Below are 5935 nucleotides of genomic sequence, written 5' to 3' on the forward strand. Positions count from 1 at the left end.
GACCGGTCCAGGTCCGGGTCATAGGGCGGGCCGGAGACATGGTGCGATTCCGGATCGCGGCCGGTGTTGTTCACGACCCCGTCGATGCGGCCATATTTTCCAAGAGTCAGGTCGACCAGCTTCGCGAGATCGTGGGGCTCCGTCACGGAGCCCCGCATGCCGACCCCGCCCAGCTCCTCGGCCAGTTTCTCCGCGGCATCGGTTCTCGACATGAGGGCCAGGCTGTAGCCGCGTTCGGCGAGGCCGCGTGCGAGGGCGGCGCCGATTCCCTGGCCCGCGGCCGTGACGATCGCTACCGGCATGAGTGGTTCCCCGAGGTCCTGTCTGGCGACGCCATGATCTTAGACTTTCCGTTGCGCATGCGAGCGCTCGTCCTGCCAGCGCTTGGCCTTGTACTCGCTGCGCGCGAGCGATCCGGTGGGCAGGACCTCCACCAGGAAGGTGATGCCGATGCGCTTATTGACCTTCTCCGACAGATGACGCTGCCACTGGCCGGCGTCTTCGGTGGACAGGTTCCGCTTCGGCATGACGCGCAGGGTGGCCACATCGGCATCGCGCGCGTCTGAAGTCAGGATCACCTGATATTCGTCGACATCGGCTTCCGCGAACAGCACATCGTCGACCGCCTGTGGCCAGATATTGACGCCCTTGACCTTCTTCATGTCGTCGAGCCGGCTGATGGAGGCGACCTCGAGCCCGGCAAAGGGGCGTCCGCAGCTGCAATAACCGGCCTCATGCCACACGCCGCGGTCGCGGGTTCGGCAGCGAATGAGCGGCGTGTCGGTATGATAGAGGCTGGTCACCACGATCTCGCCCACCTCGCCGTCACGTACCGGCTGGCCGGTGGCGGGATCGATCACCTCGGTCAGCACCATGGAATCGATATTATGCAGCATGCCGGGGCGGGAGGCGGAGCCGATCCCGACCTCGCAGCAGAACATGTGGTCGTTGCCGGTCTGCGTCGAGCCGTAGCGATCGAACACCTTGGCGCCCCAGGCCTCCTCCAGCCGCTCCAGCCAGGCGAAGCCCGAGCCCTCGCCGCCGGTGAGGAGGGCGCGCAAGCCCAGGCTCGACGCCTTTTCGCCCGCCACGGCCGCGAGATGGCCGAAATAGGAGGTGGTGCCGAAGAGGGCCGCCGGCCGGTAGCGCGCCATGAGATCGAGCTTGCGGACGGCATCGTAATTGCCGACGGGATAGACCGTGAGGCCATAGGCGTCGGCGCCCTGGAACTCGCAACGTCCGCCCGACATCAGGGTGATGGGCAGGGTCAGGAACACGCCGTCGCCCTGGTTCAGGCCGGACCAGCGCATATGGAAGCCGTAGATATGGCCCGTCTGATTGAACTCGGCGGCGGTCTGGGCATGGATCTCGACGCCCTGGCCCGAGGTGCCGGAGGTGTTGCTCATGACCAGCGGGCAATGCAGCCCCAGCGCATGCTTATGCCGGAGCCCGTAGGGCGGGGCGGCCGCCTGGTCTTCCACGAAGTCCCGCTTCTCGACCATGGGAATCTTCGCGGCAAAGCTCTCGATGCTCGTGATCTCATCGATTGAGATGCCGGCCGCCGCCCATCGGCTTCGGTAGAACTCGTTCTCGCGGGCGACCTTCTGCAGCAGATAGGTCAGTTGCCGCGTCTGCATCGCCTTGATCTCGTCGCGGGAGAGCCGCTCCGCGCTGGCATCATAGATGCGCTTATCCAAATCCCACCTCTCCCGGCGACTTTCGCTTCGTAGGCCTTTGCACCACGACAATCGGTGATGTCTAGTTTACTAGACGGTCTTCCCCCTGCCAACAATCATCATCGTGCCGGGGACGCCCGGGCGGAATGCGACAAAGTCAAAAATGGCCGCCAATATGTGCATAATTCGGCTGCCGTTCCCTCCTGCCCGGGCGGTCCAAGTTCCGGCGCCAAGGGGGAGACCGATGGACTTTATGTTTAAACAATTATAGCATTTTCGAGGCGCAGCATTCAGGTCGCCGGAGGGACGGACCCATGGCAGCCATCGACATTCTCTGCAACGACTTCTCGCCCGAAGGCATCCGGAAGAATTATGCCGAGAACGAGGAGGAGAAGAGCCGTTTCGCCCAGGTGGGCCGGACCCACAATTTCGTCGGCTATGAGACGCCCGAGTTCCTGCGCCGCATGGATGCGCTGGGCGTGGAGAAGCTCCTTGTCTGCGCCATCAAGACTTGGTCCTACAAGCATCAGCGGCCGCTCGAGAGCTCTTCCGTGGAGGAAGTGGCCGCGCTGATGGCCCAGGCGCCCGGCCGGATCTTCGGGCTCTATGGCGTCAATGTTCATCGCGGCATGGCGGGTGTGGCCGAGTTCGAGCGATCGGTGCGCGAGCATGGATTCAAGGGGCTCCATATCCATCCGCATGGCTATGGGCTGCCGCCGGATCACGCCTACTACTTTCCCTACTACGCCAAGGCGCAGGAATTGAACGTGCCGGCGGTCATCTCCATGGGGCATACGCTCGACCTCATGCCGAACGAACCGGGACGGCCGATCCATCTCGACCAGGTCGCGCTCTATTTCTCGGACCTCGCCGTCGTCTGCACCCATACGGGCTGGCCCTGGACGGAAGAGGCGATCTCGCTCGCCTGGAAACATCCCAACCTGTTTCTCGGGACCTCGGCCCACGCGCCCCGCTATTGGAAACCGGAGCTGGTGAAGTTCATCAACTCGCATGGCCAGGACAAGGTGATGTGGGGCACCGACTATCCGCTGATCGATCACAAGGAGTCGCTGCAGCAAGTGGACGCCCTGGGGCTGAAGGAGAGCTCCAAGGACAAGTTCCTGCGCAAGAACGCGGCCCGGGTCTTCAACCTCTAGGCAATTTCACGCGAAGCGATCCCGCGGCCGGTCCGTCGGCGCTCGCTCGCGATCTCACAAAGGAGAGACGAATGTCCGAACGCAAAGTCGCTTTGGTGACCGGCGCTGCCGGCGGCATCGGCCAGGCCGTGGTGCTGCGGCTGCTGAGCGACGGTTTCACCGTCGCCGCCATGGATATCGACGAGAAGGGCCTGGCCGCGGTCACGCAGCGTGCCGGGAGCGGCAAGGATGCCTTGACCACCTGGCCTTGCGACCAGACCGACGAGAAGAAGACGCGCGACGCGGTCGCGAAGATCGAGGCGCGGCTGGGACCGGTCGAGGGGCTGGTGAACACGATCGGCTGGGTCGGCACGAGCCGCTTCGCCGACGAGGATTCCGCCTATTGGCGGAAGGTCATCGCCATCAATCTCGAATCCGTCCTCTATGTGACGCATGCCGTGCTGAAAGGCATGGTGGAACGCAAGCGCGGCAAGATGGTGCATTTCGCCTCCGATGCGGGCCGCGTCGGCACCAGCGGCGAGGTGGTCTATTCGGCGACCAAGGGAGGCATCATCGCTTTCGCCAAGAGCCTCGCGCGCGAGCATGCGCGCCACAACATCAACGTCAATTGCGTCTCGCCCGGGCCGACCGACACGCCGCTGCTGCAGCAGGAGATCAGGGACGATCCGGAGCTGATCAAGCGCATGGTCCGGCTCATTCCCTTCCGCCGCGTCGCGCAGCCGGAGGACCAGGCCTCCGTCGTGAGCTTCCTGCTGTCAAAGGACGCCGACTATATCACCGGCCAGACCATCAGCTGCAGCGGCGGCCTCGTCATGATCTGACCGGATCTGACCGGCAACGACCAGGAAGCGAGCTCCCCATGGACGCCGCACTGCAGACGCAGATATTGGAGACGGTCGAGAAGCTGGCGCAGGAGCGGGTGCTCCCGCGCGCGGCCGAGATCGACCGCAGCAACGAGTTCCCGCGCGACCTCTACAAGGCTGCTGGCGAGCTCGGTCTCTTCGGACTCTGGATCCCGGAGGAATTCGGCGGGACGGGGCCCGACTTCACGACGCCGCTCCTGATCTCCGAGCGGCTGGCGCGGGCGAGCGCCTCCTTCGCGCTGATCTACAGCAATTGCGGCGATGCCTGCACGCCGATCGTGCATGCGGCGCCTCGGCATCTGAAGGAGCGCTACCTGCCCAGCATCGCGGCGGGAACGCTGATCCCCTGCTTCTCGCTGTCGGAGCCGGGGGCAGGGTCCGATGCGGGGGCGATCACCACCTCGGCGCGGCGCGTGGGCAACGAGTATGTCATCACCGGGCGCAAATCCTGGTGCACCAACGGTTCCGTCGGCGACGTCTTCGTGGTCTTCGCCAAGACCGATCGCGAAGCGGGCAACAAGGGCGTCTCGGCCTTTCTCGTGCCGCGCGACACGCCGGGCTTCACGGTCGGCCGCGACGAGGATCTGCTGGGCTTGCGCGGCAGTCCCACCACGCAGCTGCTGTTCGACGAGGCCCGGATTCCCGCGGACCACCGGCTGGGCGAGGAGGGCGAGGGTTTCAAGATCGCCATGGTCTGCCTCGACGAGGCCCGCCTCAATTGCGCCGCGATGGCGCTGGGTGTCGCGCAGGCGGCCCTGGAGCATGCCGTCGCTTACGCCAGGGAGCGGGTCCAGTTCGGCAAGCCGATCATCCAGCATCAGGGCCTGCAGTTCCTGCTGGCTGAATCCACGGCGCAGCTCGCCGCCGCCCGCAGCCTGTGGGAGCAGGCGATGACCTTGGTCGAATCCCATCGCGACCGGCGGGCCAGCACCTTCGCCGCCATGGCGAAGCTGGTCGCGACCGAGGCCGCGATGCAGATCACCACCGATGCGGTGCAAACCCTCGGCGGCAGCGGCCTCAGCCGGGATTTCCCGGTCGAGCGCATGATGCGGGACGTGAAGGCCTTCCAGATTTTCGACGGCACCAGCCAGATCCAGAAGATGCTCATCGGCCGCTATCTGGAGAAGGTCGGCCTGCCGTTCGCGGAAACCTGACGGGCATGGAAAGGAATCACCGTGGCTGACAGTCTCAGTCTGGAAGTCATCGATCGGATCGCCTGCCTGACGATCACGCGCGAACAGGTCCGCAACGCCTTGAACGACGAGACGCTGGGGCGCCTCAAGGCCAGCCTCGAAAGCCTCGCCCCGCCTGACGTCGCCGCTATCGTGATCCGGGGCGCGGGCCTCAAGGCCTTCAGCGCGGGCTCCGACATCAAGGAGCTCGCATCCCAATCGCTGAAGGACCGCATCGCCCATACCGATCTCGGCCATGCGCTGGGCGACGTGATCGAGCAGCATCCTTGTCCGGTCATCGCCGCCATCGAGGGTTATTGCCTGGGCGGCGGGCTCGAGATCGCGCTCTCCTGCGACTACAGAATCGCCGGAGCGCGGGCCTCGTTCGGCCTGCCCGAGGTGGCGCTGGGTGCGCTGCCAAGCTGGGGCGGAACCGTTCGGCTGCCGCGCATCGTGGGCGTGGCTCGCGCGCGCGAGCTCGTCCTGTTCGGACGTCGGCTGAGCGCCGAGGAAGCGCTGGATTGGGGCGTGATCAATCGCATGGTGCCGGAGGGCGAGGCTTTCGCCGCGGCGCGGTCGTTGGCGCAGGAGACCTTCGGACGCACCAATCCTGACATCGTCAGCATCGCCAAGGGGCTGCTGACCCACGGGACCGCGGTCTCGACCAGAACCGCGCGGCATCTCGAGCTGCTGGCGGATATGTCGGTGCTCGCTTCCGATGCGCTGGATGCGGGCGCCAGGAAGTTCACCGAGAAGAAGCCGTAACGAAAGGGCGCAGGCCGCCGCCGCTCAGAAGCTGGGCGGCGTGGCGGCGCTCACCATCTCGCATTCCTCGGTCCCGAGATTGCGGAACCGGTGGGGGAGGGTGCTCGAGAAATAATAGGCCTCGCCGGGCCCCAGCTCCTTCTTATGCCGGCCCACCGTGAGCTCGATCCGTCCGCGGATGACGACGCCCGCTTCCTCGCCTTCATGCTTCAGCATCTGCTTGCCGGTATCCGACCCCGGCGCGAAACGCTCATGGAACATCTGGATCTTGCGGCTCCGGTTCTGTCCGGCGACGAGGCGCA

The 5935-nt window shown here is 65.4% G+C and carries 7 protein-coding genes; 4 read left to right on the forward strand and 3 right to left on the reverse strand.

What is annotated here, in order from left to right:
• Window positions 1-302: SDR family NAD(P)-dependent oxidoreductase (locus ACREE8_RS02420; protein WP_431571385.1), on the reverse strand; the 302-nt coding region annotated here is incomplete at its 3' end.
• 39 nt (window positions 303-341) lie between these two features.
• A complete protein-coding gene (locus tag ACREE8_RS02425) occupies window positions 342-1697 on the reverse strand; it encodes a phenylacetate--CoA ligase family protein (RefSeq protein ID WP_431571386.1) in 1356 nt (451 codons plus the stop codon).
• A gap of 293 nt (window positions 1698-1990) precedes the next feature.
• On the opposite strand from ACREE8_RS02425, the gene ACREE8_RS02430 reads away from it, so the two are divergent.
• From ACREE8_RS02430 to ACREE8_RS02445, 4 genes are all read left to right on the forward strand, one after another.
• Complete coding sequence (locus ACREE8_RS02430; protein WP_431571387.1) at window positions 1991-2833, forward strand: amidohydrolase family protein; 843 nt, start codon at window positions 1991-1993, stop codon at window positions 2831-2833.
• Window positions 2834-2904: 71 nt separating this feature from the next.
• Window positions 2905-3654 (forward strand): SDR family NAD(P)-dependent oxidoreductase, encoded by a 750-nt coding sequence (locus ACREE8_RS02435; protein ID WP_431571388.1) that lies wholly within the window; start codon window positions 2905-2907, stop codon window positions 3652-3654.
• 38 nt (window positions 3655-3692) lie between these two features.
• Entirely contained in the window at window positions 3693-4850 is a 1158-nt protein-coding gene (locus ACREE8_RS02440; RefSeq protein ID WP_431571389.1) for an acyl-CoA dehydrogenase family protein, read from the forward strand.
• Window positions 4851-4871: 21 nt separating this feature from the next.
• Window positions 4872-5633: an enoyl-CoA hydratase/isomerase family protein gene (locus ACREE8_RS02445; RefSeq protein WP_431571390.1), complete on the forward strand. Its 762-nt coding sequence runs from the start codon at window positions 4872-4874 to the stop codon at window positions 5631-5633.
• A gap of 24 nt (window positions 5634-5657) precedes the next feature.
• Here the strand turns inward: ACREE8_RS02445 and ACREE8_RS02450 are convergent.
• A partial coding sequence (locus ACREE8_RS02450) for a cupin domain-containing protein (protein ID WP_431571391.1) occupies window positions 5658-5935 on the reverse strand: 278 nt, incomplete at its 5' end.

The organism is Hypericibacter sp. (genome assembly GCF_050729195.1).
GTDB lineage: Bacteria > Pseudomonadota > Alphaproteobacteria > Dongiales > Dongiaceae > Hypericibacter.

What these genes read in the sequence shown, in the direction of transcription:
- ACREE8_RS02435 (WP_431571388.1), top strand. Translation starts at nt 2,905, where the DNA reads ATGTCCGAACGCAAAGTCGCTTTGGTGACCGGCGCTGCCGGCGGCATC.
- ACREE8_RS02430 (WP_431571387.1), top strand. Translation starts at nt 1,991, where the DNA reads ATGGCAGCCATCGACATTCTCTGCAACGACTTCTCGCCCGAAGGCATC.
- ACREE8_RS02440 (WP_431571389.1), top strand. Translation starts at nt 3,693, where the DNA reads ATGGACGCCGCACTGCAGACGCAGATATTGGAGACGGTCGAGAAGCTG.